Source organism: Pseudomonas sp. MAFF 730105 (assembly GCF_055380705.1).
Genome location: NZ_AP018438.1, coordinates 2,748,366 through 2,775,089 on the forward strand (window position 1 = coordinate 2,748,366; position 26,724 = coordinate 2,775,089).

Consider the following 26,724-nt stretch of genomic DNA (forward strand, 5'->3'; position numbering starts at 1 on the left):
CTTCGATCCACAATCAGGTCTGGTCACTAGGTCGCCCAGGTGTGGGGTCAGTTGTGTCCCGGTGTATTGCCCAGGGCGGGCAGTCGTTGCGGTAATGCTGGCGAGCGTATGGCGCCGGCAGTGCGCTAGACCTTTGTGCGAATCTACCGCGAGAGCGTGGACGACAGCGCTGAGGCAGCCAATGACTGGGCCGGTCGCATCGAACGTGGACACGCCGCTACGTGGTGGATATCTTCTCCTGAGAGCAGGATCACGATTTCGCAAGTCCCCGTGGCGTGCGGACATGAAACTCTTCAAAGTGCCATACCGCTGGCCGATTGCATTCATGTGCGGATTGGGCCTAGCACCGTTGCGACGAGCTTCAAGGAGAATGGCTTGCCGTCGACGCCATCAGATAAGCTCAGGGGCGAGCTGCCGTGCCGTCTGGCAGTCGCGCATTGGTCCAGTTTGGTATGCCACCCTGGCACGGATAACGCTTGGCTTTCTCTTCGTCGATGTCCACGCCGATGCCCGGGCGGTCATTGAGGTAGGCATAACCTTGTTCGATTTCCGGGCAGCCGGGGAAGACGTCCAGCAGGTTGTCGTTGAGCGGGGTCCATTCCTGAATGCCGAAGTTGGTGGTGCTCAGGTCTAGATGGAGGTTGGCGGCCATACCAATCGGCGAGATATCTCCCGGACCGTGCCAGGCGGTGCGTACACCGTGGAACTCGGCAAAGGTGGCAATTTTTTTCGCCGGTGTGATGCCACCAATTGTGCTGACATGGCACCGGATAAAATCGATCAGGTTGTTCTCGATCAGCGGTTTGTATTCGTTGACGTTGGTAAACAATTCGCCCATGGAGATAGGTGTCGAACTCTGCGCGCGCAGGGTTTTCAACCACTCAATGTTTTCCGGCGCAACCGGGTCTTCGAGGAAAAACAGCTGATGTTGTTCGAGGTTTTTCGCAAGCTGCACGGCAGCGATGGGTGATACGCGTTCATGGACATCGTGGATGAACTCGACCCCGAAGCCAAGTTTTTCACGCAGGTGGTCGAACAATTTCGGTACGGCGCGCAGGTAGGCATCTGGGTCGAAATAGATACCATGGGTCTTGTTGCGCGGCGAAATCTTCGGCTGGATGTTTTTTGCTCTGGCCAGTTTGCCGGCGATCAGCTTGAGGTCTTCGGTGCCGGAGCCGCCGTACATGCCCATCTGGCAGCGCACATGCTGATAGCCTTCCTCCATCGCGGCACGAATGCTGTCTTCCACCGCCACTTCATCTTCGCCGTCGCAGTGACGATACAACGGCACACCATCGCGGCAGCGGCCGCCGAGCATTTGGTAAACCGGCATTCCAGCGACTTTCCCCTTGATATCCCACAACGCCATGTCCACACCGGACAATGCATTGTTCATGATCGGCCCAGAGCGCCAGTAACCGCTGACTGCGGCCGATTGCCAAATGTCCTCGGTGCGTAGAGCGTCCTTACCGATCAAGAAGGGCTTCATGTACTGCTCAATGGCTGCTTCCACTGCAAAGATACGTTGGGTGAACGTCGCACAGCCCAATCCGTAGAGCCCTGGTTGGTTGGTTTCGACTTTCACCACCACCAGATCAATCCCGCCAGGGGCGGTAAGAATCGTTTTTACATTTGTGATTGTTATAGATTCCATCTCGGTCTCCTTTGAGCCGTCGTTTCGTTTAAGTTTTGAGCCCGTCGCCAGCGATGGCCCGTGACTCATTGATCGCGTCTACATTGTTGGCCATCGCTTCGTTGAGGGTTTCGGCCGCGGCGACGGCATCATGGTTCTTGATGGCCATGTAGACTTTGATGTGCGCGTTGACGCTTTCCAGGGTGACGCCCAGCACGCGATTGAGTTCTTCGAGGTAATACAGATAGATATGCCGGATCGAATCCATGGCGTGGATGAAGATCTTGTTGTGCGAAGCCTTGACGATTGCGTAGTGGAAATCGAAGTCGGCCTGGGAATAGCGCTTGTAGTCATCCTTGTTCACCAGCATCCGGTTCAAGGCCGCTTCCAGCAGCGCGATGTCTTCGGTAGTGGCGTTCTTCACTGCCAATTCCATGCAGCGAAACTCCACGGCCTCGCGAAAAACCCGCATGTCTTCGAATTCTTCCTGAGACAGATGCATGATCGGCTTGTTGTCGTTGAGCAGGCCATGTTGTTCAAGGTCCTTGATAACGAAAGTGCCCTTGCCCTGATGCGTAATCACGATGCCCAGGCCGCGCAACCGCTGGACGGCGCTGCGCACGCTGACTCGACTGACGTCGAAAGTGGCGATCAATTCCGATTCGGAAGGCAGCTTGCTGCCGGGCAGCCAGACCCCCTCCAGAATGTTGCGTTTCATCTGCTCGTAAACGATGTTGACGGTGTTGTGGGTTTTGCCAGTCTCGTCGTTCATTTGTTGTTGTTCAACTCGTCACATAAGTTGTGACCTTTGTAGCATCTGCCGCCGTAAAAAGTCAAAAGTAAATACATCTCAGCGAAAAATCTGATTTATTTTCTTGATTATTGCCATAAAACGGGATCACGATAGGGGTAGCTTGTCCTATGAGCTAGCATCTGTTGGACAACTTGTTAGCTATGTTGCGTGGGTAAGGCGTCAGTCCCAGGCGCGTCAACCTCATGCCAAGAATGAAAACCGTTGAAAGGAGAGGAAATCATGTCATCACTTTTCGATCTGAGCGGACGCACCGCGCTGATAACCGGCTCCACCCGCGGCTTGGGTTTCTCCTATGCACTGGGGCTTGCGGAGGCGGGCGCCACGGTGATTCTTAACGGCACCGACGCAGCGCGGATGGAAGACGCCATCGGTCAGCTCGCCACCAAGGGGCATCGTGCCACGGGGCATCTTTTCGATGTCGCGGACGAGTCGGCGGTAGAGGCGGTGTTCCGTGAACTCGACAGCCAGGGCGTGTTGGTCGATATCCTCATCAATAACGCCGGGATCCAGCACCGGCAGCCGATGCTTGAACTGGCGCTGGCCGATTGGCAGCGTGTACTTGACGTTAACCTGACCAGCGCTTTCATCGTTGGGCGAGCAGTAGCCAAGCGCCTGGTGGCCGCTGGATGTGGCGGCAAGATTATCAACATCGGTTCACTGACCAGCGAAGCAGCGCGTGCCACGGTCGCGCCTTACACCGCTGCCAAAGGGGGTATCAAGATGCTAACCAAGGCCATGGCCGCCGAGTGGGCGCAGTTTGATATTCAGTGCAATGCCATCGGCCCCGGCTACATCCTTACCGAAATGAATTCTGCGCTGGTGGACAACCCGGACTTCGATAGTTGGGTCAAAAGCAGCAACCCGACGCAACGTTGGGGGCACGCCGATGAGTTGATCGGCACGGCGGTCTACCTCTCATCCCAGGCCTCAAGCTATGTGAGCGGCCAAATCATTTACGTCGACGGAGGCTGGCTGGCCACCCTGTGATTTGACTCGTCCGACATAACGGTCGCGGCTGATCGTGGCCTAAGAACTTACCTGATAAATACAAATAAATAGGTAGTGCAATGAAACCCACACGCGCAAGACTTTCGGTCTTGGCCATGCTGTTTGTGGTCACAGCAATCAATTACATGGACCGCGCCAACCTGTCTGTCGCCGGCTCGGCGATTCAAGGTCAATTCTCCCTGTCTGCGACCCAGTTGGGCCTGCTGTTTTCGATGTTCACTTGGTTCTACGCCATGAGCCAAGTTCCGGTCGGCTATGTGCTCGACCGCGTAGGTCCGCGGCGTTTGTACGGCAGCGCGATCATCCTGTGGAGTTTCTTCACCCTCCTCATGGGTTTTGCGTCCCATCATATTTTTGCCACCGCGTCGGCGTCATTTGTAATGCTGTTGGTCTGCCGCGCCTTGATTGGTGTCGCTGAGGCGCCGTCGTTTCCCTCCAACACCAAGATCATCGCCAACTGGTTTCCCGATCATGAGCGGGCGCGGGCCACGGCGGTTTATTCGAGTGCGCAGTACATCGGGCTGGCTGTGCTCACGCCAGTGCTATCTTACATCGTCGCCACCTGGGGCTGGGAAGCGTCGTTCTACATTTCAGGCGCGGTGGGCATCGTGTTCGGCATCTATTGGTTAATCGCTTATCGTGACCCGCAGGACAGCACCAAGGTCAACCAGGCTGAACTGGACATGATCCGCGACGGCGGCGGTTATGGCTCAGAAAATCAGCGCGACAACAGCTCTAAGGTCAACTGGCCGGACGTGCGCCATGTACTGCGTCAGCCAACCGTATGGGGGCTATTTATCGCGCAGTTCGCCGCGTCCTCAACCCTGTATTTCTTCCTCACCTGGTTCATCGTCTATCTGGAAAAAGGCCTGGGCCTGTCGATCGCCAAAGCCGGGATCGGGGCTATGTTCCCATACTTGATGGCCATGTGCGGCGTGCTATGTGGCGGTGTGCTCAGCGACATGCTGCTCAAGCGCGGCCACTCGCGCACCAAGGCGCGCAAGATTCCGGTAATGCTCGGACTGGCGGTGACGACCAGCATCTGCCTGGTGAATTTTTTCGAAGACCAGCCGGTAATCGCCATTGCGATTCTGTCAGTGGCGTTCTTCGCCAATGCCTTCTCCAATCTTGGCTGGGTGGTGTGCAGTGACGTGATCCCGCGTCACCTGATTGGCACTTTGGGTGGTTTTCTGAATATTTTCGGCAATCTGTCGGGGATCGTCAGCCCCATTGTCATTGGGGTGATTCTGGAGCGCACGCACAGCTTCCAGTACGCAATGTTCTACATAGCCGCCGTCGCACTGATGGGGTTTCTCGCTTACACGTTTCTGGTGGGCAAGATCGAGGTCGTGGAGCTTCCTAACGCCGAATCCAAATCCGATCGCCCTTTGGGCAAACACTCCGAGGCATGAGGTAAATCACAATGGCCATTCAAACAATAGAAAACCGCGCTTGTGTCGCCTACGGGATCAAGGACGTTCGCCACACGTCGCTGCCACTCGCGTACTCCGCCGAGGAGCAAGTGTTGATCAAAGTCAGTCGTGGCGGCATCTGCGGCTCCGACATCCATTACTACCAGCATGCCAAGGCCGGGATGTCGATTCTCAAGAACCCGCTAGTGCTGGGTCATGAATTCATCGGGGTGATCGCGGCAGTGCCGACCGGCAGCGCGCTCAAGGTGGGCCAGCGGGTCGCGGTCAATCCGTCGCAGCCGTGCAACAAGTGCGCGCTGTGCCTGGAGGGCAAACAGAATGTTTGTCGCAGCATGAAATTCATGGGCAGTGCGCAATTCAATCCCCATGTAAATGGTGGTTTTTCTGAGTACGTCGCGGTTACTGAGCAGCAGTGCGTGCCGTATGCCGACAACTCCAAAGACAGCGTGATGGTTTTCGCTGAGCCTTTGGCGGTGGCGATTCACGCGGTGCATCAGGCGGGTGGCCTGGTCGGGAAAAAGGTTCTGGTCACCGGTTCCGGTCCGATTGGTTGTCTGGTAATGGCTGCTGCCTTCAACGCCGGCGCTGCCGAAGTGGTCGCTACCGACATGAGCGAGCGTTGCCGTGAACTGGCAGTGCAGATGGGGGCGACCCTTGCGGCGGACCCGACCGATACCGAGTCCACGGCACAATGGGCCGAGGAGGGTGGTTACTTCGATGTCTGCTTCGAAGCATCTGGTTCGCCGGCAGCGATCGCTTCCACAGCATCGTTCACTCGCCCGAAAGGCACAGTGGTGCAATTGGGGATGGGCCACAACACGGTCGAGATGCCGCTGGGCCTGCTGCTGGTCAAAGAGATAAAGCTGGTTGGGTCGTTCCGATTTATCGACGAGTTCACCACCTCGGTGCGCTGGCTGGAGAGTGGTCGTATCGATCCGCTGCCGCTGCTGTCCGCCGAGTTCAACCAGGACCAGGTCGTCGAGGCGTTGGAGCTGGCCGGTGACAAGAGCAAAGCGGCGAAGGTGCAGCTGATCTTTGCTTGAATGCTGCTTTAAGTGCATCAGCCCCTCTCTTGCGAGGGGCTTTTCATGACCCGTATCGGATAGTTGAACTTCATGACTTTCATTACGCCGACCCAAGCGCCTTTACGTATCGCCCTTATCGGCGAATGCATGATCGAGCTGCAACAACGCCCCGACGGCCAACTGCTGCAAAGCTTTGGGGGTGATACTTTGAACACTGCGGTCTATCTACGGCGTCTGGCTGCCGCGGATTGGCAGGTGTCCTACGTCACCGCGTTGGGTGATGACAGTTTCAGTGAGACCATGTGTGCTGCCTGGGCAGATGAAGGAATCGACCTGTCACTGGTACGGCGTTTGCCGGGACGCCTGCCGGGGTTGTATTGCATCCAGACCGACGCCCATGGCGAAAGGCGCTTTTTGTATTGGCGCAACGAAGCCGCCGTACGCGAATGCTTTACCAATGCGACGGCTGCGCAGGTGTTGACAGCGCTGGACGATTACTCGGTGTTTTATCTGAGTGGCATAACTCTAGCGGTGCTCGGTGAGGCTGGCCTTGATCGCTTGTTGCCACGGCTGATAGCGGCGCGCGCTCGCGGCGCTAAACTGGTGTTCGACAACAATTTTCGACCTCGCCTGTGGCGCGACCGTCACCACGCGTCAGACACCTATCAACGGCTGCTGCCGCATCTGGATCTGGCTTTGCTGACCTTGGACGATGAGCAGGCATTGTTCGAGAAGACTGACGTCGAATCGATCCTCAATCGCTATCGGCAAATGGGTGTAAGTGAAGTGGTGATCAAACGTGGCGCGCAGAGCTATCTGGTCCAGCACGACGGCGCGTTGCATGAAGTCTGTGCGACAACGGTCGACAGGGTAGTCGATACCACGGCCGCCGGCGATTCGTTCAGCGCGGGCTACCTGGCGACCCGGCTGCACGGCGGCTCCCCACAACATTCGGCTGCAGAAGGTCATCGGCTGGCAGGGCGAGTGATTCAGTATCCGGGAGCGTTGATTGCGCGGGAGGTGATGCCGGACTGACGACTACTGTTTCGCCGCTTTTCCTGAAACGGTCGAACGGTGCTCTTTCTGTTTGCGAAAACAAAGCGCTTAAAAACGATAACTTTCGGGGAGGGCAGCAGACGGGGGAGACTTACAGATTACTTGGAGCAGCCAGCTTGTTGATACGTAATCGGGCGCAGCGGAACCCAGTAGCGTATCTTGGATTAATTCCCTTTCTTGCTCTTGATACAGCCAAAAAACAAGTCCAGAATTGAGTCTTTTCCTGCTCCGGAAAGAAAAGAAACCCCTTAGATTTCAATGGGTCGGACACCAGATACGAGTCTCGTTTCCCGCTCCAAGATTCAGAAAAAAGCCACTCAGATGAGTGGCTTTTTTTTTGCTTGTTTCGAATCTAGGTCTTTGTAACTGATAAGCCAGAAGGCTTGAAGCTATCGTGCGTAAATGGCGGTGGACACAGCTCCAGCGTGGTGCGGGGCGAGCTATTTTCTTGGCTCGGTGTTTTGTAGAGACCAATATGACTGGAAGGCCTCGGTCAGCATGCTGATCGAGGCAGGCGAGAGTGGAATGCAAATCCTACCCATCCAACTGGGTTCGGTGATGGATGGGAGTCCATCGTTCCGCGAAATCATCTCGCGATGGAAATCGGAAATTAGGCGATCTAACCGCCTCAATTTGAGCAGAGACTGGGGCAGTCGCAATTGTCAGCTCCGGCTCGAATCACTCAGGAGTCCGCGGAAGCGTCAGAAGCGTACCTCCTTGCCTAGCTGAAGCGTAGGCCGCGTCCATGACCTGCATGATGGCCTCGGCATCTCGTAATGATGCAATGGGCTTGGCCCCGTTACGGCATTCAGCAAGCACTTGCTTGACGAACAATGGGTAATAGACGTCTGTGTCCAGTTGTAGCCGGCGGCTTCGAGTGCCGGCCGCAAGGTTATGTCTATCCCTTATTTCGATTCGGTCGGGACCGGATTTGGCATACAGGTGATCAGATGAAAGGGTGAAGGAGAACTCGCGCTGCTCATCAAAGGTACTAGGGAAACTGTATCCCGTTTCCACGACACCGATCACACCATCTTCAGTCTGCAGGGTCAATAACGAATAGTCTTCGACGGCACCCCGGTGCGTAAGAGAATTCATGACGGCCGAGACTCGCGCTACCTCCTTGCCGGTCAATAGCCTGAAGAGATCGATGAAATGCGTAGCCACGTTGATCGTGGATCCGCCCCCAGAAAAAGCGGGATCGATGGCCCAGCCTGAGCCCGCTGTTTCATAACGAGCGGGCGGACCTACGATGAAACGGAAAGACATGTAGGTGAAGTTCGCGGCCAAGTGGCCCTCAGCATCTTGCAGTGCGCTAAGCAGTTCACTCATACGGAAGATCAGCGGTACAGCACAGTAGAGATCGGCTTGCTCGACCAGCTCACGTAGCCGTGTAACCTGCGCCATGTTGACGCCGCAGGGCTTTTCCAGGGCAAAGGGAATGTTTCGTGCGATCACGGCCTCTGCCAGCGACGGCATTTCCGAATGCCTGCCGAACACGAAAGCAAAATCGACGTCCTCGCGCTCAAGCAACTCATAGGAGGAGCTATACAACGGGCATTTGAATCGCTCGGCAATGGCCTCACCCTTCACGTGCTCCGAATCCGAGACAGCCACCACTTGGACCCCATTGGTCTCGAGGGCATTCAGATACAGCGGGACATGCCAATGGCTGACCTCCAGCAACGCAACTTTCATAGGTACTCACTCCTGGGGTGGTGCTATTACGTTATCGGGGTGGTAATCGAACCCAAGGAAGCGCAGGGCAAGCAACGCCTGACCTCTATGCATGGGACCCCCGTCCTGGGTGCGACAACCTCGTTTACGCGCAGCGTCGCAAAGCGGTGTCGAGTCCGGCGAGTTGATGATATCCACGACGAGGGTGCCGGGCTCGAGTCGGTTGGGGTCCACAGGCATGGGATCATTCTTGCTCATGCCAAGCGGCGTGGCATTGATCACGATTTCATAGCCATGGGGGTCGGGTGGGCCGGAATGCATGATGCAACCTGTCTCGGCAGCAACGGCTTTCACCAGATCTTCGGCTCGGTGCTCGTCGACATCGGAGATAGTCAAAGATCGAGCACCCGCCGACGCGACGGCAAATGCAATTGCTCTGCCTGCACCTCCAGCACCGACCAACAGGACTTTTTTATTCGCTGGGTGATAGCCTTCCCATTGCATGCCAAGCACACAGCCGAGGCCATCGAATACGGCACCGACCCAGCGTCCGTCTGCCTCGCAACGAATGACGTTGATTGCACCGATCTGGCGCGCAGTAGGGTGAAGCACATCCACGATGTCCAGCATGCTCTGCTTGTGCGGCATGGTGACCAGCAGTCCAGCGAGGTTGCGCACGGCTCGCACGCCTCTGACAAACTCAGCCAGGTCCCCCGCGCCGATCTCCAATGGAATACAGACGGCGTCAGCCTGTGCTTCCGCAAACAACTTATTCAACAGCATTGGAGACTTGGCGTTCTTGAGTGGATCGCCTATCAATCCATATATACGCGTAGTGCCTGTGATGCGTGGATGCATGTCAACCTACTTGTCGTTGGCTATTGCACGCCAGTTGCCAGTATGCAGATATCGAAATCCACCCCTGACAGGGCGTGCGTATTCACTGCCGTGCTGCTCGAAGCGTTGTGCAAAATGCTGAGCAGCATGGCGGTGGTGAAGGGGCGGCCGTCAGGAGCGCATCACTGGCGCTGCTTTTTTAAACGCTTGATTGGAGGCATTGGCGTTCAACTTGGTATTGGATTTTTCCCGCACCTCTTCGTATTCCTCCTCTGACATGGGGACAGCATTGGGGTCACCGAGGTCTTTCAGACGAATCCGGAAGGTTTCCCGGGTAGTAATAGCGGCAATAGCGGAAATTACACAGATACCAAAAGTCAGTGCCCCGATTTTCAGAGGGATATTGTCGCTACCGGGAGGTGCAACGGATACGAAAAGGGCCGGCAGAAACGCTGTGCAGGCCACGCCTATGTTCTGCCCAATGGCCATGCCGGTAACACGTACCTGTGTACGGAACAGTTCCGGGAACAGACTCGGGAACACACCATTAAAGCCTTGGTAAGCCACACCCCACATCAGCAGCGATAGAATCAGCGAAAGCCACATATTGTGAATGCTGATTGCGTAGAGGTAGCCAAATGACAACATGCCGCCGCACAGAACGCCAACGATCACCGGAGGCTTGCGGCCAATTCTATCGGAGAGCTTACCGACGAAGGGGATAAGGATAACTGCGCATATGTTGCCTAGCACCGGTATCCACATGAATAAGCCAGAAGGAAATCCAATGCCGTAGGCGGGTTGCACGGCATAAGTCGCACCGAATACAGAGGCGACGATTGCAAGTACCGCAGAGAGCGCCATGCAGATGACGCGTAGCAGATCGCCCCAACTCTGCGTGAGCACTTCGATCACAGGTAGCTTACGGGGCTTGGTCTGTGTCTGCGCCTCAGTGAAGATCGGAGCCTCATGAACCTGACGACGGATGGTCCACCCCATGACGAGCACCCCTGCGCTGAGCAGGAATGGAATCCGCCAGCCCCAAGAAGCAAACTGATCGGCTGGCATGAACTGGGCAAGCGGCAGGAAAACCGCAGCGGCTAGCAGTTGCCCGGCTTGGACGCCTTGAAGGGTAAAACTTGCGAAGTAACCGCGACGCCCATCAGGCGCATGTTCCAGGATCATGGAACTGGCGCAAGACATTTCACCCGCGACCGCAAAACCTTGAATCAGGCGCAACAGTATCAATAGGGCAGGTGCCCAGATACCAATCTGTGCATAGGTAGGAAGCAGGCCGATGCACATCGTCGACGCGCCCATCATGAACATACAGTAGACGAGCACTGTCTTGCGTCCATGGCGGTCGCCCATGTGCCCTAAGACCACAGCGCCCAGCGGCCGGGCGATATAACCAACGCCGAAGCTGGCCAGCGAAATGATAATCCCAACCGTTGGGTTGTCTGACGGGAAAAACAGCTGTGGGAAAAGTAGCGCTGCCGCAGTGGCATAGATAAAAAAGTCGTAGTACTCCAGCGCCGAGCCTATCCAGCCGCTCGCTGCGGCCTTTTTTGACTGACGCTTGGAGTGTGGATCGCCTTGAATGCTTTGGCTCATGACATGTCTCCGGATTCTTGATTGTTGTTATTGTAACGTCGTTCCATCAGTAATTCTGTTACCAGCTTCTCCGCCTTGTCAAGGGAGTCCTTTGGCTGATCAAGGCATGGCACTGGTTATCTGCGGAGTGCGTCGCCACGTCGAGCGAGCACGCTGGAGCCCGCTCACGCAATAGAACGAATGGTTGTTAGGAGGATGAACTACAAGCGATCTCTCGAGGGACGTCCGTCGATGAGCCTCGAAATGTTCAACGGATTCGCGTTCTTGAGCGCATCGGGAAGCAATGCGTCGGGGTAGTTCTGGAAGCAGGCTGGCCTCAGGAAGCGGTCGATGGCCAAGGTGCCGACCGAAGTGCCACGGCTATCGGACGTGGCAGGATAAGGGCCACCGTGCACCATTGAATCGCAGACCTCGACACCCGTTGGGTAGCCATTGATGAGGATGCGACCAACCTTCATCTCCAACAAAGCAGTCAGCTCTGCAAATTGCGTAAGGTCTTCTGGCTCGCCAATCAAGGTTGCGGTCAATTGTCCGTGAAGGGCATTGATGGCCGCGTTGAGTTGGACCTGGTCAGTGACCTCGATGAAGATGGACGTGGGGCCGAAGATTTCTTCTTGAAGAATCTTGTCGCCGTTCAGCAGCAACGCAACGTCGGCTTTGAACAACTGTGGCTGGGCCTGGTGGCCCTGTTGGTTGCTCCCAGCCAGGTGCGCGATACCGGGGTGCGCGTGCAGGTTCTGCAAGCCGGCCGCGTAGCTGCGCAGGGTGCCCGCATTGAGCATTGTCTGTGCCGGTTGGTCGTTGATCAACGCTGCCACTCGGTCCTGAAACGCAGTGAACGCAGCTGAGCGAATGCCAACCACCAGTCCGGGATTGGTACAAAACTGCCCACAACCTTGAACCACCGAGGCGGCAAGATCGTGAGCGATACTGTCGGCTCGACGCGAGAGTGCCTCAGGCAGGATCACGACCGGGTTGATGCTCGACATCTCGGCGAAGACTGGAATGGGCTCGGGGCGAGCGGCGGCCATATCGCACAATGCTCGACCGCCTTTGAGCGAGCCAGTAAAACCCACGCCCTTGATGAGCGGGTGTTTTACCAAGGCCTCGCCTACGCCACTGCCATAAATCATATTGAAGACACCGGCGGGCATGCCACTGCGCTCGGCCGCCCGGATAATCGCGTTGGCGACCTGTTCAGCAGTCGCCATGTGACCGCTGTGGGCCTTGAATATCACCGGACAACCTGCCGCGAGGGCCGAAGCGGTATCGCCGCCGGCCGTGGAGAAAGCCAACGGGAAATTACTTGCCCCAAACACAGCGACCGGACCGATTGCGGTGCGGTACTGGCGCAGGTCAGGGCGTGGCAACGGTTTGCGAAGGGGCAGTGCCTGGTCGATGCGAGCCCCATAGAAATCACCACGCCGCAGTACGTTTGCAAACAAGCGCATTTGACCGCTGGTACGTGCGCGCTCGCCCTGGATGCGAGCGACAGGCAGTGCAGTTTCACGGCAAACCAGCGCAATGAACTCATCGTCCAAAGCCTCTAGCTCTTGCGCAATGGCATCAAGAAATTCAGCCCGTTTGCTCGCGCTCAGAATGCGGTAGCTGGAAAAAGCATTGTTGGCTGCATGAACTGCGTCCTCGATTTCTTGCGCAGTCGCCTGGTGGAAAGCATAGGGTAAGGTTTCCCCCGTGCTGGCATCCACGCTCTTGACGATGATGGTGCCAGCGGCGCTACGCTGACCGCCGATAAAGTTCTGGCCGGTGATGAGGGACATGGTTGTCTCCAGGTTGAATGTGCATGTGATAGAAGGGCAAGGCGTCCCGAGGACTGAAAATCAGGTGACGGCGCCGATCTGCCAAGGCACGAACTCGTTTTGTCCGTATCCGTGTTGTTCGCTCATGCTGCGTTCGCCCGAGGCAATGCGCAGCATGGTTTCAAAGATCGCTGCGCCGCACGCCTCGATGGTCAACTTGTCTTCAGCTATTTCGCCGCAGTTGATGTCCATGTCTTCTCGTTGACGCGCCCATAAGGCGCTGTTGGTTGCCAGCTTGATTGATGGGGCAGGGGCACAGCCATAGGCCGATCCGCGCCCGGTGGTAAACGCAATCAGGTTCGCCCCACCGGCGACCTGACCGGTTGCCGAGACCGGGTCATAGCCAGGGGTGTCCATGAAAACCAGCCCGTTGGCCGTGACGGTCTGGGCGTATTCGTAGACATCCATCAGGTTGCTCGATCCCGCCTTTGCCACAGCGCCCAGTGATTTTTCCAGGATGGTGGTCAAGCCACCGGCCTTGTTGCCGGCAGAGGGGTTATTGTTTAGTTCGGCCCCCATACGCTCGCAGTACTGTTCCCACCAATGAATGCGAGCGATGAGTTTTTCGCCGACTTCACGGCTGACAGCCCGCCGGGTCAGCAAGTGTTCGGCACCGTATATTTCTGGGGTTTCGGAGAGAATCGCGGTACCGCCGCAGGCGACCAGACGATCCACCGCGTTGCCTAGCGCCGGGTTGGCAGTAATGCCGGAGTAGCCATCCGAGCCACCGCACTGAAGTCCGACGGTCAGATGGCGAGCGCTGACGGTTTCACGCTGAATTTGGTTGGCTTCGCCAAGCAATTGCTTCACGTGGTCAATGCCACTGGCGATGGCCTTGGATGTACCGCCACTGTCCTGGATATTGAATGTGCGTAGGGTATTGCTGCGGGTGAGTCCTTGCGTTGTGAGTAATGAGTCGATCTGGTTCGTCTCGCAGCCCAACCCGATCACCAACACGGCCGCAAAGTTGGCGTGGGTCGCATAGCCGGCCAATGTCCGGCGCAACATGCTCAAGCCGTCGCCTGCAGGATCAACGGCGCAGCCGGCGGAGTGCGTGAGAGCGACAACACCGTCGACGTTTGGATACGCTTGCAGTGCAGCGGGATTGATGTCCCGGCGAAAATGATCGGCGATGGCCCGGGCGACTGTGGCAGAGCAGTTCACGGACGTGAGAATGCCGATGTAATTGCGCGTCGCGACGCGTCCGTCCGGGCGTACGATACCCATGAACGACGGGGCTTCACTGGGCGCGACGTTGGGCTTTGCATCGACGCTGAAAGCATAGTCTCGAGCGAATTCCCCCATCGCCAGGTTGTGCACATGGATATGCTCGCCTGCTTCTATGTCGACAACGGCAAAACCAATGATTTGCCCATAACGCCTCACCGGTTGGCCAGCTTCGATACGTCGGGAAGCCACTTTATGGCCCGGTACGATCGCTTGCCGGATGGTCACGCCTTCCTGTTCAAGGATTTCGCCAGCGAGTAGCGGTCGGCGTGCGATCAGCACATCGTCCAGCGGATTCAAACGCAGCACAGCTGCTGCGCCGGTTTTCATGATCAGTTCCATCGCATCCTCACGGGCTGCTGGGTGGTGGGCGGTCGCTAATAGCGCCGCACTTTTGTGCCGGCACTATAGGATTCACGGAAATGGCTGCCTAATGAGAGCTTTCGATTGCTCGATAACTTTGCCTCATCGACTTTTTCTGAAATGGCTGCGGTGTCTCTTCTCTGTAGCCGTTTGCCGCTGTTCGGCGAACGCTAACAAGGTCGCAATAAGCGTCCTTGTCGGCTCTGACAGGGGCTCATCCTTGCGAGTGATAACCCCGTAATCCTGGGATTCAACGTTGAAGGGCGTGTTGAGGATTTGAAGCTGCCCATTTTGCAGTTGTGACTGGACCATGGACTCGGGGAGCATGGCGAGCATTGGCCCGGACTGAAGCAACTGCAGGAAGGTTTGCATCGAAATGGTCTCCACCGTGTTGGTCGGCGGGACGATCTTGAACGTCCTGAAAGCGCGCTCCATGCGTTGTCGGATCGGTGTATTGAAGGGATACATGACCCATGGCCATTCACTGAGTGCTTCAGTGGGGACCTCTTCAAGCCGGCACAGAGGGTGTGTGCTGTTCGCGACAAGGCAAAAGGGTTCAGGTCCCAGCGACGTAAATTCGAACGGCTGACAATCTTCATCGGTGAAGCGCGCGATGATCAAATCGAGTTTCTTTTGTTCGAGCATTTCCAGCAGATGGTTACTGGTTTGTTCGATCACTTCGATAGAAAGGAGGGGGCGCTCCCGTTTTATGCTGGCAATGGCTTCAGGCAGCACCACGGATGTCGCGGCGAAAATGGTGCCGACTTTTAAATGACCATGCCCGCCTTTTCGCAGTTTGTTGACTTGGTCGACGAACGACTCCGTGTCTTCCAAGGTAATACGCGCAAAACGGGCTACGAACTCCCCTAGTTCGGTAAGAACCAGACTGCGCGTTTGACGCTCAAACAGCGGAAAACCGAGGAGAAGTTCCAGATCACGCAGCAATTTGCTGATGGCCGGCTGCGTAACATTCATGTGTTCGGCGGTTGTGTGCATGTTACGGGTCTTGGCCAAACTATTGACCAGTACCAAATGTTTGATCTTCAGCCATCGGCTGACACTGGCAAAAGTAATTTGATCATTTTCCATCGGATAAGGCCTTGTCTGTCGATAACGAAACAGCATTGATGAGTGAGATTCTTTCATTGGGATTTACGGGGGCAGTCCATTAGTTTTACGGCTCTGATGACCAACTGATCTGGAAGCTCCATGGCGAATTTGAAACTGACGCGCGAAAACACCCTGCCAGTGGATGGCCTGGCCGGAACGTTGATCGGCCGTGCCTGGATCCCGGGGACGATTGCCGGTCCCTCGCCGGTGGTGCTGCGCGATGAAGGTGTGTTCGATCTTTCTGAAACCTTTTCGACAATCAGCGAACTGCTGGAACACACCTCGCCGTTGTTGGTTGTTCGTCAGACGCCAGGCAGGTACATCGGGACTGTCGAGCAATTGCTTGGGAACACCGGCAGTCATGCCGATCCCGGCAAGGCATCGCTGCTGCCTCCGGCGGATCTGCAAGTCATCAAGGCGGCCGGGGTGACGTTCGCGTCCAGCATGATTGAGCGGGTAATCGAGGAGCAGGCCCGAGGCGATGCTGCCAAAGCCGAAAGTGTTCGTCGCTTGGTGCAAGAAACCATCGGCGATAACTTGCGGGCAATCAAACCGGGTTCGCCAGAAGCGATGCGTCTTAAAGCAGTGCTGATCAAGCAGGGTATGTGGTCGCAATACCTGGAGGTCGGTATCGGTCCGGATGCAGAGATTTTCACGAAGGCACCGGTTCTGGCTGCAGTGGGCAGCGGTAGCGAAATCGGCATTCATCGCAAGTCTGAATGGAACAACCCGGAGCCGGAAATTGTGCTGGCGGTGAACAGCCGAGGCCAAGTGCATGGCGTCACCTTGGGCAATGACGTCAATTTGCGTGATTTCGAAGGCCGCAGCGCACTGTTGTTGAGCAAGGCCAAGGACAACAATGCGTCCTGCGCGATCGGCCCGTTTATTCGTCTGTTCGATGAAGCGTTTACGCTCGATGACGTGCGCAACTGCGTCGTGGATCTGCAAGTCCAGGGCGACGACGGCTTTACGCTTGAAGGCAGCAGTTCCATGGCTCTGATCAGCCGTGACCCGTTGGATCTCGTGGCCCAGACAGTCGGCGGGGATCACCAATACCCGGATGGCTTCATGCTTTTTCTCGGGACATTGTTTGCGCCTACCCAGGATCGTGAGGAGCCGGGAAGTGGCTTTACTCATAAGCAGGGTGATGAGGTCAGCATCGGGAGTCCGTTGCTTGGCACGCTGCGTAACACCGTCACCTACAGCCATGAGGCTGCGCCCTGGACTTTCGGCTTGCGAGCAATGATGCACAATCTTGCTACCCGCGGACTTCTGTAGGTAAGACAGGGTGGTGAGACGCATTGGGCGTTCTTCCGCGAAGATTGAACATGCACAGGCGCTTGTCTATGGATAAGGAGCCGGACCCGAAGGGTCGGTTTTTATCCCTGTCAGGCGCCCCACGTCCCGGAGACCCGGCTGCGTGGCCCGCTCTGTCTCGATAAGGCCAACCCGGTGCAAGCGGGTTTGACTTATCCGGGGACGCCTGCATACTATTGGAACGCGGTTCCAGTACGAACAATGTTGCTCGAATTCACTTCATTGTCAAAGATAAGTCGAGAAAAATATGAGAGTCGTTAAAGGTGCTGTTGACCGTTGCCTGGAGGCGATTGAACTGCTGGCCCGTGAGGCTCGCTGGATGCGGATGTCCGACATCGCAGCCGAGCTGGGCTTGGAGAAGGGGCCCGCTCACCGAGTGCTTGCTCAGTTAGTCGAGCAAGGATGGGCGGAGCAGGATGAAGCCACCTCGCAGTACCGCTTGACACTGAAGCTGGCACTGTTAGGGCAGCGTTATTTACATGGCATTGGCTTGCCTGAATTGGTCCAGCCGATCATCGAGCAAGTGGCTGTTCAATGTCATGAGTTGGTGCGGTTGACAGTGGTCAACGAGGGCACCTTGTCCTGGTTGTCTTCGGCCCAAGGCGCCGCGCCGGGGCTTATGTATTCGCCGGCCATGGATAAACCGATCAATCTTTATGCAACCGCCAATGGCAAAGCCTGGCTGGCAACAATGTCCGACGAACTGGCCATTGAGCATGCGTTGCGTAGCGGGCTGGGGAAAGCTGACGCGGGGATGGGGCACGGGCCGAAGGCGGTCAACAGCATCGAAGGCTTGTTGGCCGAGTTGGCACTGACCCGAAAGCGCGGGTATGGCTTAGTCATTGAAGAAGCCGAGGCGGGTGTCTGGGCGATTGCAGTACCGGTCAAGCTGGTTCCATCCGGCACTGTGGTCGGCACGATGAGTATCGCCGGTCCGGTGTTGCGCATGCAGTCCGAGCGTTATGACGAATTGCATGCCCTGCTGGAAGAGGCCGCCAACAAGCTGGGTACGGTTTGGCCGCGCCAGAACAATGTGCATTCGGAGAGCGTATGAGCCAACTCGCACCTGTATGGACCAAGGCGGGGGCAGGGCTGGAAGTCGCCGCTGCCGCTCTGGTTCGTGCACGGCTTGAGGGGGGCGGCTGGCATCCTTGCCTGGCCCGAACCTGCCAGGCAGTCTCGCAGAAGGTTTTGCCATTCAACAACACGTGGGCCTATTGGCTGGAAAAACCGTGGGGGGCTGGAAGTGTGCATTGCCGCCGGCGGGTAAGTGGATCGTCGCCCCGATCTACAGCGACAGCATTGTAGAAGGCGAACATTACCGACTGGCCGCTGACGCCGATAAGGCGCGCATCGAGCCCGAACTGGCGTGTGTCCTTGCCCAGGATTTGCCGGTACGTGTCGAGCCCTATACCGCTGAACAGATCGCTGCTGCGATCAGCGGTGTGCGCTTGGCACTGGAAGTGATCGACTGCCGTTATACCCATCCACAGACACTGCCGTTCGAGCAATTGCTCGCGGATGGTCTATTCAATCACGGCCTGGTACTTGGGGCGCCAATCACGCTGTCGAACCCTGCCAGCATGCCCTCTGAACTGGCTATCACCTTGAGCGATGCAACGTCGGAGCTCGTCAGTATCAAGGGCCGCCATCCGGACGGGGATCCGTTGTTGCCGATCGTCTGGCTGGCCAATTTTCTGTCTACACAAGGGATAGGGCTGCAAGCAGGGCAGGTGATTATCACCGGGTCCTATGCAGGTGTTCTCGATGTGCCCGTTAACCAGCCACTGCATGTTCAGTTCGGCGAAGCAGGCTTATTGTCTGTCCATTTCTCAACGCTGGAGGAGTAACAAATGCGCTTAGTTCGTTTTGGTTTACCGGGTCAGGAACAGCCGGGAATCCTGGATTCGCAAGGATTTGTTCGAGACCTGTCGGGCATTGTCGATGACATCGATGCGTCGGCCCTGAGCCCGTCAGTGCTTGAAAAGTTGCGCGCGGTTGACGTTGAAAAGCTGCCCGTGGTGGCGCCAGGCACACGTCTTGGCCCATGCGTGGGCAGCGTACCGAACCTGATTTGCATCGGTCTGAACTACTCCGATCACGCGGCTGAAACGAATACACCCATCCCGAGCCAGCCGGTGGTCTTCAACAAACACACCGCGTCCATCAGCGGCCCCAATGACCCAGTCATCTTGCCAACGGGCGCTCAGAAGCTGGATTGGGAAGTCGAATTGGCCATTGTCATCGGTACGCCTGCCTGGCAGATCGATGAGTCGCGGGCATTGGATCACATTGCCGGTTACTGCCTGGCCAATGATGTTTCCGAGCGGGCTTATCAGCTTGAGTACGAAGGCCAGTGGACCAAGGGCAAAAGCGGTTTTTCTTTCGCGCCTCTGGGACCTTGGCTGGTTACCCGTGACGAAATTGCCGATCCGCAGGCGCTTGACCTCTGGCTCGACGTGAACGGCAAACGTCTCCAGACCGGCAATACCCGTACGATGATCTTCAGCGTTGCCCATATTGTCGCTTACCTCAGTCGCTTCATGCCACTAGTGCCGGGTGACGTCATCATTACCGGTACGCCACCCGGTGTGGGGCTCGGGCAGAAGCCGCCGGTATTCCTCAAGGCGGGTGACACCATGCGTGTCGGTGGCCAAGGACTGGGTGAACAATTTCAGACCGTGGTTCCTTACGTTGCTGAAATGGGGGCTGCATGGGTTGCCGGTCGCCATCCCAATGTTGACTGACTCTCGCTAGAGGAAAAATGCTATGAGCTTTGCAGGAACAGGTGTGGTCGCGATCTGGCATGATCTTTTGCCCGAAGCGCGGGATGAATTCTATGAGTGGCATAACCGTGAGCACATGCCTGAGCGGGCTGGAATTCCAGGCTTTTTGCGGGGACGCCGGTACATCGCCTTGGATGCCGGGCCGACCTATTTCAACCTCTATGAGGCTGACACTGTGCAGGTTTTGGGCGGGCAGGATTATTTATCGCGCCTCAACAGTCCTACGGCATGGACCCAGCAGTCGGTGAAATCCTATCGCAATGTCGCGCGATCCATTTGCGAAGTCACTTACACCAGCGGTGTGGGGCAGGGCGCGTATCTGTTAACGGTTCGTTTCGATGTTGTCGAAGAGCGGCATAAATCGGTGTCAGACGCATTGCGCCAACGCGTGCTGCCTCCCTTGGCAGATAAACAGGGTATTACGGGCGTGCATTTGTGTGTGGCCGATGAGGCCGTGAGCAAGGTTGAAACCGCAGAGAAAAAAGCCCGTGCCGAAGGCACCCAGATACCAGCCTGGATCGTCATGATCGAAGGTTGCGCACCCGACTACGTTCGCGTCGCCGGCGAGTCTTTTGTGGCCGAGCTGCAACGGCTGTTGGAGGGGCAATCGATAGGGCCGGAAACCACGCTCTATCAATTGGAATACACACGTTGCAAAACGCCGGGAAGTGCGGGTTGATCGCCGAGCGTTCGAGTAAGTTTTAACTGTCCAGTCGTTGTTCTCATGCAATTCCTCACGAGCGTGCCGATACAGGCATTGAATTTAGCTCGCGTCTGCGCACGCTCGGGTTTTGCTTAAGGCGATATTAACCAATTATCGAGTGGCTCAATAACGGGCTAGTACAAGAAAGATAAGGTATTTATTCAGTCGCTCGGAAGTTAGTTCTTCGGGCTATCTGTGCATGCGTTGCCACGAGCTAAAAATAGCAACAAAACAATAATAATTCATTGTGAGGAAACATCATGCGCCACCCGGTAACTGTCCGCAGCGTGCCTGCACATCAATCGTTCATCAGCCTGACTCTTGCGTTCTGCGCGGGTTCGTCAGCTGTTGTTCAAGCCGATCAAAATAGCGGTTTTGTCGATGGCGCTACGGCCACCCTCAATTTGCGCAACGCTTACATCAACCGCAACTTCACCAATCCGAACAACGCCCAGGGCAAGGCCGAGGAGTGGACCCAGAGTTTCATCCTCGACGCCAAGTCCGGTTTCACCCAGGGCGTGGTCGGCTTCGGCATGGACGTGCTGGGCCTGTACTCGGTCAAGCTCGACGGTGGCCGTGGCACGACAGGGACACAACTGCTGCCGGTGCATGACGACGGTCGCCCCGCCGATGACTTCGGTCGCTTGGGCGTCGCCCTCAAGGCCAAGGTCTCGAAGACCGAGCTGAAGGTCGGCGAGTGGATGCCAGTGCTGCCGATCCTGCGCTCTGACGATGGCCGCTCCCTGCCGCAAACCTTCCGCGGCGGCCAGGTCACTTCCACGGAAATCAATGGTCTGAGCCTCTACGGCGGGCAGTTCCGTGGTAACAGCCCGCGCAATGACGCGAGCATGGAAGACATGTCGATGAACGGCCGCGGCGCGTTCACCTCCGACCGCTTCAACTTCGGCGGCGGTGAATACGCCTTCAACGAAAAACGCACCCAGGTCGGCGTGTGGTACGCGGAACTATCCGACATCTACCAGCAACAATATTTCAACCTGACCCACAGCCAGCCCATCGACGACTGGACCCTGGGTGCCAACCTCGGCTACTTCATCGGCAAGGAAGACGGCAGCGCCTTGGCCGGCGACCTGGACAACAAAACCGCGTTCGCCATGCTCTCGGCCAAGTACGGCGGCAACACCTTCTACGTCGGCCTGCAGAAAGTCGGCGGCGATGACGCCTGGATGCGCGTCAACGGTACCAGTGGCGGCACTCTGGCCAACGACAGCTACAACTCCAGCTACGACAACGCCAAGGAAAAATCCTGGCAACTGCGCCACGACTTCAACTTCGCCGCCGTCGGCGTGCCGGGCCTGACGTTGATGAACCGCTACATCAGCGGTGACAACGTGCACACTGCCACGGTCGACGATGGCAAGGAGTGGGGGCGGGAAAGCGAACTGGCCTACACCGTGCAGAGCGGCGCGTTGAAGAGCCTTAACGTGAAATGGCGCAACTCGACGATGCGCAGGGATTACAGCACCAACGAATTCGATGAGAACCGTATTTTTATCAGTTACCCCATCTCGCTGCTATAAAACATCATTTGTTCTCCCCCTCATGAGTAGCGGCGTCCAGGGACGCCGCTATTTTTCCTTTGGTTGCACTAACTTCCGCGCCAGCGCCAAGGCTTCATCTTCAGTGGTTGCGATGAGCATGGGATAACCCCAGAATTTTTCATACATGATTGCGAACGCTTTGCCTGCCAGCCGTTTGGCGAGATTTGATTCGATATGAATCGAGGCTTTGACATAACGCTTGAGTTCGCTTTTGTGGCGCTTCATCCATAGGGCTGATTGTTTCAGTTCCTCTGGTGAGTGTTCCGGCTGCTCCTTGTCCAGACCTTCATTGCTTATCAATACGAAGGGCTCATTGCGAGCAAGCAAGGCTTCAAACTCGGCAAGCGATTCTTCCTGGCTATGGCCCAGTGTGGTTTTTTGCAACCAAACGAACGGAAAGTGTGTGGCGTCTATACGCATTTCTCTAGTCCTTCGACACGTTGCCAAACCGCTGTGATGTCCTGCGGTTTCAGGATACTCTGCAAGCGATCCGGCTTAATTGCACAGGCTGGCCACAATATTGTTCAAACCAGCCATTTTTATTGTTTGAGGGCTTAGCGTGGGGCGAACACCTGTTATGGCGAACACTGCTAAAAAAGACAGGATTGCCCACTCAGATGAGTGGTTTTTTTTGCCTGAAATTTGGGGGCGCGCGATACCCCAGCAGTGTGGCGAGGTCACCCAACTCCATCGTTCGGGGCATCCTGTCGTTGATTGAGGGAAGCACGCTCGCACCTAATCTGCGATGCCGCTCGAGGTTGTCACTTAGCTGCCGCTGAGGGTATAGCGCGGCCACGGCGAGGAGTGGGACAAGTCGCAACGTCCCGCGCTGTAGACGACGCGCTGCAAAATCTTCCGTAGCAACAATGAGAGGTGGGCCGGTTTCAGTGCTACAGTCTCGCCCTTCCAGGGTGAGGGTACATCATGCGGTTGATGCTAACGGCTATGACCATGGCGCTGCTGCCAGGGTGCGCGACTGTCAACGAAAGCTCCAGCTACGGGCACATGTGCGGCCTCCATCCTTACTGCGGCGTTACTGTCGATCTGGAGATCATCAAAGGCGCGACGGACGACAACGCTGGGGCCATGAGTGCCCTGACGCCGTTTGCAGTCATTGACCTGCCGTTCAGTTTCGTCGCCGATACGCTGATCCTGCCGTACACGATTTTTCATATGAAGAGTGCCGACGAGTAGCGCTGGCTGATCTCGACCATCAGGACGGCTGCGACAGGGCCTGGTTGAAGAGCTGAGGCTACGCTGATCGGAGCTGAGCTTCGATCGCTGTCTTATCGATGACCGACCAGACCTCGCGGATCCTGCCGTCCTCGAACGCGTAGAAGACGTTTTCGGCGAACGAGATGCGTGTCCCATTCACCGCCAGGCCCAGGAATTCCCCAACCGGTGCGCAATTGAAGGCCAGGCGAGCTGCCAACTTAGGTGGGTCGATCACCAGGAATGCAATCGCAAAGCGCAAGTCGGGGATAGCCCGATAATCTGCTTCCAGCATGCTTCGATAGCCGTGCAACCCTAATGGTTTCGCGTTGTGAACCACATCCGGGTGCACAAAATGGCCCAGGTTTTCCCAGTCCTGTGCATTCAGGCAGGCGATGTAGTCGCTATAAAGATCGGCAAGGTTCGGGCTCATGGGGCTGATTCTCCTCTTCATGTCTGTTCTTGCCTTTGCGATCCTAGGTCCGATTGTGATGTCTCATCAAGGCAGTGAGCAGAGTAGAAAGTCAGCGGTGTAGGTGACAGTGGTCATCGCGTTGCTGAACGACCATGGCGGAGCGTCCGGCGGACACGGGGACGCCGACGCGATGGCGCCAGGCAATGCTGACTTTCAATAGGGTTGAACGGCGGCCGGCGAACTTCCGGTCGCGGGCCAGTGAAGGTTTTACAGCGTGATGCTGGCGGCTGGGTAGAACAGAATATTGAGTACGAAGAGGATCATCCAGAAACCGATTTCGAGCGTTTCGGTAATAGGCTGGATCTGTTTGATTGCGCCGTAGACATGCACGAAGAACATCAGCGTGAAGACCACGAAAAGAATATCGAAGGCATAACTGAAACTGGTGCCGGTGGTGGCTGAACGCAACATCGCTACTTCAACGACAAGGATGAATGCACCGAGGCAACGGCCGAAATAGATAGCCAGATGTTCGTGTTCGGGGACGCTCCAGCGCATAAGCCGGGCCCATTGGAGCGGGGCGAAAAAGATGGGCAAGGCAAAGAAGAGGGTGGTCACCACCATCAGGGTTGTGATGTATTCCTTGCTGTATTGCGCATAGTAACCAAGCATTTAAGAACTCCTTGTCTCATCCGCACGCCTAGGCGCCCGGCAGTAATTATTATTGTGAGCGGCGTGAAGTGTTGCGAGGGCTGACCAGAAGCGTCAATTGTCCAAAAGCGCCTGCTACCAAAAGCGCGGAGGGGAGTAGTACCACTTACACACGCAGTTTCGACCGATGGCCGTGGTATCTGGGCGGAACTCACTGCGGCGAGGGCGACTGGCGTTTGCGCGGCGCGAAACGGGTAGTGTTGAGGTTGAGCACAACTGTGGGTTAGAGGCGAAATCGCCCACGGAAGCCAGGGGATCGCTTCCCAAACAAAAAAGAGCATTTCGGCACGCTTATCGAGCATTTCGGCACAGTAGCCACGCTTTGTTCAACCTAGACTCGAGCTTCACTCTAAGACTCAGATGGAGCCGCGATGAACATCAGATCAGTCCTGCCTGCACTTTCCATGGCAGTAGCATTCAGTGGATATGCCGCCGACTTCTCACTGACCAGCCAGGATATTGCTGACAACCGTCCGCTGACCAAACGCGAAGTGTTCCAAGGTTTCGGTTGCGAAGGTGGCAACACTTCTCCTGAGCTTTCCTGGGCAAACGCTCCCGCCGGTACCAGAAGTTATGCAATCACGGTCTATGATCCCGATGCGCCGACCGGTAGCGGTTGGTGGCATTGGACGGTGGTCAACCTGCCGACTTCTACCCATAGCTTGCCAAGAGGCGTGGGAGCGAACCTGCCTGCCGGCGCAGTACAAGGGCGGACCGATTATGGCCGGCCGGGATTTGGCGGGGCTTGCCCACCTGTAGGGGATAAACCCCATCGATATCAATTCACCGTATGGGCGTTGAAAGTAGATAAGCTACCGCTCGACAGTGAGGCCAGTGGTGCCTTGGTTGGCTACATGCTCAATGCCAACGCCCTTGCCAAAGCGACTATTACTTCAACTTACGGACGTTAAGAACGATGCGCCCTTGTGACGGCATACAGCACCGGGAAAACATTATCGATGCGTGTGTCATACGGGCGCGACAGCCATTGACCTTGCCAAGGATGCCGGTGTTCGTGACCACCTTGTGTCGGGTGCGACAAGGGGAAAAGCTGTTGCAATGGGATGATCGGGAGATGCGCGCCGGGCCGCAACATCTGATTCTGATGCCTGCCGGACGCGAGCTGGGCTTCTCAAACTTCCCCGGACTTCACGGTCACTACATCGCCGATGCAGTCACCTTTCCCATCTCGATATTGCGTAACTTCAGCGCCCGGTATAGCCAGCAGATCATGAGCCGTCAGGGTGTACTGAAGACCGATCTATGCGTCCCTCTGGACAGGCACACCACACAGGCGTGGGATCAATTGTTGGCCTCTATCCATGCGAACTCCCCGGATGCATTACGCGCGCTCTATGGGGAGGCGGTTCTTCTGAGTCTGTGCCTGGGTGGCCAGGCCGGACCTCTGCTGATGGGACGCAACGACCCCGTTCGTGAACGTGTGCAGCAGATCGTCATGGGCAACCCGGAGAAAGACTGGACGGTTGCGACCATCGCACAACGCCTGAACCTGGGTGAGTCGACGTTGCGTCGCCAATTGGCGAATGAGGGGGACAGTTTCAGGAATATCCTGGAGAGCGTTCGACTGGCGACGGCGTTGCAAGGGTTGCAAACAACGTCTCGCCCTATCGGGGAAATTGCTGCGGCCTGCGGTTACGCCTCGGCTTCACGTTTTGCGGTGCGCTTTCGCTCACACTATGGTCTGTCGCCACGTGAATTGCGGGCAGGGATCTAGGAGCCGTCATGCAGACATCACTGGACCATTTAGTCGTCGTGGCGCCTACGTTGGAGGCGGGTGAGCGCTTCGTGAGTCAACGATTGGGTGTGGAGCTTCAACAAGGCGGCTGTCATTCGCTTATGGGAACCCACAACAAGCTGCTGCGACTGGGGACGAGTTTCTATCTGGAAGTGATCGCTATCAACCCGGCGGCCCCGCCTGTAGGGCGGCCTCGCTGGTTCGCCCTGGACGGGTTACCAGACAACGCGTCTCCTCGGCTGGCCCATTGGGTTGCTGGAACCGACAGCCTGAAATCGCTTGGCTCGATGTTCGCGGAAGTCGTCGGCCAGGTACAGCCGATGAGCCGAGGTGAGTTGTGCTGGGATATTACGATTTTGGCGGACGGTGGATTGCCTTTGGGGGGAGCCGCCCCCAGCCTGATTCAATGGGGACAGCCGGCGCACCCTGCAGCGATGCTTGAAGATAAAGGTTGCTCATTGCAGATGCTCGATATTTTCCATCCTGCGCCAGAGAGGATCAGCCACCTGCTTGATGCCATGAATTTTTCCGGGCCAGTTCGGCTTCATCGATGCGATAGCATTGAAGCGTCACGCTTGGTTTCCTGTATCGAAACACCAGCGGGGCTCAGGAATTTATAGGGTGTCGCGTCCTGAATAAGGTTTA

General features: G+C 56.6%; 25 protein-coding genes. 14 read left to right on the forward strand and 11 right to left on the reverse strand.

Annotated elements, in window-relative coordinates; translation table 11 throughout:
* Positions 1 to 400: 400 nt before the first annotated feature.
* Together PCOSP_RS12345 and PCOSP_RS12350 are read right to left on the reverse strand one after the other, a co-directional pair.
* Positions 401 to 1,723: an enolase C-terminal domain-like protein gene (locus tag PCOSP_RS12345; protein ID WP_464711464.1), complete on the reverse strand. Its 1,323-nt coding sequence runs from the start codon at positions 1,721 to 1,723 to the stop codon at positions 401 to 403.
* On the reverse strand, positions 1,683 to 2,405 hold the full coding sequence (locus tag PCOSP_RS12350; RefSeq protein ID WP_464711466.1) for a FadR/GntR family transcriptional regulator: 723 nt from the start codon (positions 2,403 to 2,405) through the stop codon (positions 1,683 to 1,685). Before PCOSP_RS12350 ends, PCOSP_RS12345 begins: the two co-directional genes overlap by 41 nt.
* 261 nt (positions 2,406 to 2,666) lie before the next feature.
* On the opposite strand from PCOSP_RS12350, the gene PCOSP_RS12355 reads away from it, so the two are divergent.
* The 4 genes from PCOSP_RS12355 to kdgK all read left to right on the forward strand — a co-directional run bounded on the left by PCOSP_RS12355 (position 2,667) and on the right by kdgK (position 6,948).
* A complete protein-coding gene (locus tag PCOSP_RS12355) occupies positions 2,667 to 3,434 on the forward strand; it encodes an SDR family oxidoreductase (RefSeq protein ID WP_464711467.1) in 768 nt (255 codons plus the stop codon).
* Positions 3,435 to 3,514: 80 nt separating this feature from the next.
* Complete coding sequence (locus PCOSP_RS12360) at positions 3,515 to 4,867, forward strand: MFS transporter (RefSeq protein WP_464711468.1); 1,353 nt, start codon at positions 3,515 to 3,517, stop codon at positions 4,865 to 4,867.
* An 11-nt stretch (positions 4,868 to 4,878) separates the two neighbouring features.
* A complete protein-coding gene (gene idnD, locus PCOSP_RS12365; protein ID WP_464711470.1) occupies positions 4,879 to 5,931 on the forward strand; it encodes an L-idonate 5-dehydrogenase in 1,053 nt (350 codons plus the stop codon).
* Positions 5,932 to 6,003: 72 nt separating this feature from the next.
* Entirely contained in the window at positions 6,004 to 6,948 is a 945-nt protein-coding gene (gene kdgK / locus PCOSP_RS12370) for a 2-dehydro-3-deoxygluconokinase (RefSeq protein ID WP_464711472.1), read from the forward strand.
* Between the two features lie 699 nt (positions 6,949 to 7,647).
* Here kdgK and PCOSP_RS12375 read toward each other — a convergent pair.
* The 6 genes from PCOSP_RS12375 to PCOSP_RS12400 form a co-directional block, all read right to left on the reverse strand.
* On the reverse strand, positions 7,648 to 8,667 hold the full coding sequence (locus PCOSP_RS12375) for a Gfo/Idh/MocA family protein (protein ID WP_464711474.1): 1,020 nt from the start codon (positions 8,665 to 8,667) through the stop codon (positions 7,648 to 7,650).
* A gap of 6 nt (positions 8,668 to 8,673) precedes the next feature.
* Complete coding sequence (locus PCOSP_RS12380; protein WP_464711476.1) at positions 8,674 to 9,504, reverse strand: shikimate dehydrogenase family protein; 831 nt, start codon at positions 9,502 to 9,504, stop codon at positions 8,674 to 8,676.
* 150 nt (positions 9,505 to 9,654) lie between these two features.
* Positions 9,655 to 11,097, reverse strand: a complete 1,443-nt coding sequence (locus tag PCOSP_RS12385; RefSeq protein WP_464711477.1) for an MFS transporter — start codon at positions 11,095 to 11,097, stop codon at positions 9,655 to 9,657.
* Positions 11,098 to 11,297: 200 nt separating this feature from the next.
* Complete coding sequence (locus tag PCOSP_RS12390; protein WP_464711479.1) at positions 11,298 to 12,878, reverse strand: aldehyde dehydrogenase (NADP(+)); 1,581 nt, start codon at positions 12,876 to 12,878, stop codon at positions 11,298 to 11,300.
* Positions 12,879 to 12,938: 60 nt separating this feature from the next.
* A complete protein-coding gene (locus PCOSP_RS12395) occupies positions 12,939 to 14,486 on the reverse strand; it encodes a UxaA family hydrolase (protein WP_464711480.1) in 1,548 nt (515 codons plus the stop codon).
* 123 nt (positions 14,487 to 14,609) lie between these two features.
* Positions 14,610 to 15,596, reverse strand: coding sequence for a LysR family transcriptional regulator (locus PCOSP_RS12400; RefSeq protein ID WP_464711482.1), 987 nt, complete (start codon positions 15,594 to 15,596; stop codon positions 14,610 to 14,612).
* Between the two features lie 120 nt (positions 15,597 to 15,716).
* On the opposite strand from PCOSP_RS12400, the gene PCOSP_RS12405 reads away from it, so the two are divergent.
* The 6 genes from PCOSP_RS12405 to PCOSP_RS12430 all read left to right on the forward strand — a co-directional run bounded on the left by PCOSP_RS12405 (position 15,717) and on the right by PCOSP_RS12430 (position 21,964).
* Positions 15,717 to 16,895 carry a fumarylacetoacetate hydrolase family protein gene (locus tag PCOSP_RS12405; protein ID WP_464711483.1) on the forward strand — a complete coding sequence of 393 codons (1,179 nt, stop codon included), beginning with the start codon at positions 15,717 to 15,719 and terminating at the stop codon, positions 16,893 to 16,895.
* Between the two features lie 286 nt (positions 16,896 to 17,181).
* A complete protein-coding gene (locus tag PCOSP_RS12410) occupies positions 17,182 to 17,988 on the forward strand; it encodes an IclR family transcriptional regulator (RefSeq protein WP_175361432.1) in 807 nt (268 codons plus the stop codon).
* Positions 17,989 to 18,085: 97 nt separating this feature from the next.
* On the forward strand, positions 18,086 to 18,784 hold the full coding sequence (locus PCOSP_RS12415; protein ID WP_464711485.1) for a fumarylacetoacetate hydrolase family protein: 699 nt from the start codon (positions 18,086 to 18,088) through the stop codon (positions 18,782 to 18,784).
* A gap of 3 nt (positions 18,785 to 18,787) precedes the next feature.
* On the forward strand, positions 18,788 to 19,681 hold the full coding sequence (locus PCOSP_RS12420) for a fumarylacetoacetate hydrolase family protein (RefSeq protein WP_175361434.1): 894 nt from the start codon (positions 18,788 to 18,790) through the stop codon (positions 19,679 to 19,681).
* Positions 19,682 to 19,703: 22 nt separating this feature from the next.
* The gene (locus PCOSP_RS12425) at positions 19,704 to 20,399 is read left to right on the forward strand and encodes a DUF4286 family protein (RefSeq protein WP_175361435.1); all 696 of its coding nucleotides are present in this window, start codon (positions 19,704 to 19,706) and stop codon (positions 20,397 to 20,399) included.
* A 284-nt stretch (positions 20,400 to 20,683) separates the two neighbouring features.
* Positions 20,684 to 21,964, forward strand: a complete 1,281-nt coding sequence (locus PCOSP_RS12430) for an OprD family porin (protein WP_464711487.1) — start codon at positions 20,684 to 20,686, stop codon at positions 21,962 to 21,964.
* A gap of 48 nt (positions 21,965 to 22,012) precedes the next feature.
* Here PCOSP_RS12430 and PCOSP_RS12435 read toward each other — a convergent pair whose 3' ends face one another.
* Positions 22,013 to 22,405 carry a hypothetical protein gene (locus tag PCOSP_RS12435; protein ID WP_464711489.1) on the reverse strand — a complete coding sequence of 131 codons (393 nt, stop codon included), beginning with the start codon at positions 22,403 to 22,405 and terminating at the stop codon, positions 22,013 to 22,015.
* 504 nt (positions 22,406 to 22,909) lie between these two features.
* On the opposite strand from PCOSP_RS12435, the gene PCOSP_RS12440 reads away from it, so the two are divergent.
* Positions 22,910 to 23,179: a YceK/YidQ family lipoprotein gene (locus PCOSP_RS12440; RefSeq protein ID WP_464711490.1), complete on the forward strand. Its 270-nt coding sequence runs from the start codon at positions 22,910 to 22,912 to the stop codon at positions 23,177 to 23,179.
* A gap of 58 nt (positions 23,180 to 23,237) precedes the next feature.
* Here the strand turns inward: PCOSP_RS12440 and PCOSP_RS12445 are convergent, their stop codons facing one another.
* On the reverse strand, positions 23,238 to 23,630 hold the full coding sequence (locus tag PCOSP_RS12445) for an ester cyclase (protein WP_464711492.1): 393 nt from the start codon (positions 23,628 to 23,630) through the stop codon (positions 23,238 to 23,240).
* A gap of 249 nt (positions 23,631 to 23,879) precedes the next feature.
* The gene (locus tag PCOSP_RS12450) at positions 23,880 to 24,284 is read right to left on the reverse strand and encodes a hypothetical protein (protein WP_464711493.1); all 405 of its coding nucleotides are present in this window, start codon (positions 24,282 to 24,284) and stop codon (positions 23,880 to 23,882) included.
* A 410-nt stretch (positions 24,285 to 24,694) separates the two neighbouring features.
* Here PCOSP_RS12450 and PCOSP_RS12455 point away from each other — a divergent pair, with 410 nt between their 5' ends.
* From PCOSP_RS12455 to PCOSP_RS12465, 3 genes are read left to right on the forward strand one after another with little or no spacing between them, the layout of a single operon-like run.
* Positions 24,695 to 25,234 (forward strand): kinase inhibitor, encoded by a 540-nt coding sequence (locus PCOSP_RS12455; protein ID WP_432780421.1) that lies wholly within the window; start codon positions 24,695 to 24,697, stop codon positions 25,232 to 25,234.
* Positions 25,235 to 25,239: 5 nt separating this feature from the next.
* Positions 25,240 to 26,058, forward strand: coding sequence for a helix-turn-helix transcriptional regulator (locus PCOSP_RS12460; RefSeq protein WP_432780422.1), 819 nt, complete (start codon positions 25,240 to 25,242; stop codon positions 26,056 to 26,058).
* 8 nt (positions 26,059 to 26,066) lie between these two features.
* On the forward strand, positions 26,067 to 26,699 hold the full coding sequence (locus PCOSP_RS12465) for a VOC family protein (protein WP_175361439.1): 633 nt from the start codon (positions 26,067 to 26,069) through the stop codon (positions 26,697 to 26,699).
* Positions 26,700 to 26,724 lie beyond the last annotated feature (25 nt).